This is a genomic window from Ruegeria sp. AH12 (assembly GCF_056541465.1).
This window is the reverse complement of sequence record NZ_JBQFYL010000086.1, coordinates 1-1,090: the sequence shown is the minus strand read 5'-3', so window position 1 is coordinate 1,090 and position 1,090 is coordinate 1. Positions and strand designations below refer to the sequence as shown.

2 protein-coding genes are annotated in these 1,090 nt (G+C 57.7%); one reads left to right on the top strand and one right to left on the bottom strand.

Annotated features, from left to right (window positions below; translation table 11 throughout):
* Window positions 1-517, top strand: a 517-nt coding sequence (locus ACR0EL_RS21800) for a CBS domain-containing protein (RefSeq protein ID WP_480502262.1), incomplete at its 5' end; no start/stop codon positions are given.
* A 3-nt stretch (window positions 518-520) separates the two neighbouring features.
* On the opposite strand, the gene ACR0EL_RS21795 is transcribed toward ACR0EL_RS21800, so the two are convergent.
* Window positions 521-1,090, bottom strand: a 570-nt coding sequence (locus tag ACR0EL_RS21795; protein ID WP_480502261.1) for a 3-dehydroquinate synthase family protein, incomplete at its 5' end; no start/stop codon positions are given.

Genomic DNA, 1,090 nt, shown 5'->3' with positions numbered 1-1,090 from the left:
CGGTCAGATCGTAGCGGTCGGGCTTGGTTTTCTGGGGCTGACCTCTGGCAACCCGATACTGGTTCTGATCGCCGTCTTTGTCTTCATTGCCGCGAATTCCGAAAACCAAGACGTTGCGCTACGTTCGGTTGCGCGGCGTGTGAAGGCCCGGGATGCGATGATCACCGAGTTCAAGGCGTTGTCGCCCGATGATACGTTGGCGACGGCGGCTCAAGCAGTCATTCATACGACCCAGCACGAGTTTCCGGTCTTGGCCGAGGATGGCAGCCTTTTGGGTTTTGTCACCCGTGACCGACTGTTCGCAGCGTTAGCAAGCGACCATCCCCGATCCGAGCCTGCAGCGTCGATTATGGATAAGGACATACCACAAGTCGCACTCACCAGCGGATTGGACCAAGTTCTGAATGGCCTGCATAAAGGTGCACCCGCAATTGCTGTATGCACCAAATCGGGACACATGGTTGGCTATATCACCCGCGAAAACATCGGCGAGCTGATGGTAATCCAGGGGCGCTGAATCTCAGCAGGCGGCCAGCGCATCATCAAGCACCGAGACCACTGTCTCGCGCGGCACTTCTGAAGTGACGAAGGCCTGTCCGATGCCTCGTGCCATAATGAAACGCAACTGGCCATCCATGACCTTTTTGTCCTGCGCCATCAGATCGAGCAGCGTTTCTGCATCCGTCAATTCACCCGGAATATCGGCCAGATCAGTCTTCATGCCCATGGCGCGCAAATGCGCCCTGACACGGCTTGGATCTTCTTGCGGGCAAAGCCCCAACCGAGAAGAAGTTTCAAACGCCAGCGCACAGCCGATGGCGACACCTTCACCGTGCAGCAATCGATCAGAATAATCGGTTGCAGCCTCAAGCGCGTGGCAGAAAGTATGACCCAGATTGAGCAGCGCCCGGTCGCCCTGCTCGGTCTCGTCGCGTGCCACGATATCGGCCTTCATCTGAACCGAGCGTGTGACGGCCTGCACGCGCGCCGCCATGTCGCCGGATGCTAACAGAGGCCCGTTGTCTTCAAGCCACTCAAAGAACTGGGCATCGCCCAACAGTCCATATTTGACGACCTCGCCGTATCCGGC